The sequence below is a fragment of the Salinivibrio sp. MA427 genome (assembly GCF_001996115.1).
GTDB classification, from domain to species: Bacteria; Pseudomonadota; Gammaproteobacteria; order Enterobacterales; family Vibrionaceae; genus Salinivibrio; species Salinivibrio costicola.
This window is the reverse complement of record NZ_MUFH01000487.1, coordinates 1-1136: the sequence shown is the minus strand read 5'-3', so window position 1 is coordinate 1136 and position 1136 is coordinate 1. Positions and strand designations below refer to the sequence as shown.

1 protein-coding gene is annotated in these 1136 nt (G+C 50.0%); it reads right to left on the bottom strand.

Annotation, left to right across the window (positions count from 1 at the left end):
- Window positions 1-5: 5 nt before the first annotated feature.
- On the bottom strand, window positions 6-1136 hold a 1131-nt coding region (alsS, locus tag BZG79_RS15810; RefSeq protein ID WP_108743330.1), incomplete at its 5' end, for an acetolactate synthase AlsS.

Below are 1136 nucleotides of genomic sequence, written 5' to 3'. Positions count from 1 at the left end.
ATCTATTAAGCAAATACCGGATCCATGCTGCCGGCTTCTCGGGGGGCCATCAGCTTAAAGTTGTCGCTGTAGTCCACGGGAATGGCGATAACAGCTGGGCCTTGAGTATCTATGGCTTGTTTAAGTTGGATGACTAAATCTTCTTGTCGTGTGACCGCATAGCCCTTGGCGCCAAAGGATTCGGCATAGGCTTTAAAATCAATCGGACCAAATTTCACCCCTGAATAACGTTGGTACTTTTTAACTTCCTGCATTTCCACCATGTTATAGGCGTTATCGACCCAGATGATGTGCAGCAAGTTACACTTGAGACGCACTGCCGTTTCTAGCTCCATACTCGATTGCATAAATCCACCGTCTCCGGACACGGACACCACTTTACGGTCGGGGTTGAGCAAGCTCGCGCCAATTCCCCACGGCAAGGCGACGCCCATGGTTTGTTGGCCATTAGAGACCAATAATTGCCGAGAGCGGAAGCAATTAAGATAGCGCGCAATCCAAATATGGAAGCTGCCCATGTCTAAGCACAAGGTGGTGTCTGGAGTGATCACATCCTGCATGGCTTTAATCAAATGCAGTGGATGCATGGCAAAATCTTGGTGTGAACGACTGTATGCTCGAATTGCTTGGCGCTGGTGGGCCACTTCTTCAAGTAAATCAACTGTTGATGCGGGCATCAGCCATTGATGGTCGAGTTGTTCGGTGAGCGCATTAAGGGTGGGCTCAATCTGGCCAACGAGCTCCACGCTAGGGCGGTAATAGTGCTCAATTTCTGCTGGTGCCACATCGATATGGATAATATCGGTGTGTTGCGTGTTCCAAAGCTCTGGATCATATTCAATTGGGCCAAAACCAATGGTGACGATCAGATCTGCGTTCGCTAACAAGAGATCACCGGGTTGATTATTAAATAAGCCGACCCGACCCGCAAAGCGCTGATAGTAGGTGATGTCGACGGTACCAGCAGCCTGATAGGTCCCGATGACGGGAAGCTGAGTACGATTGAGTAGAGCGCGAATAGCTGCGGCATTTTCAGGACGGCTGGCTTGTAACCCTAGTAAGAATACCGGATTATGCGCCGCTTTGATTTTGTTGGCCGCTTCGCGGATAGAGCGCGTATCAGCCATCCCTAATGG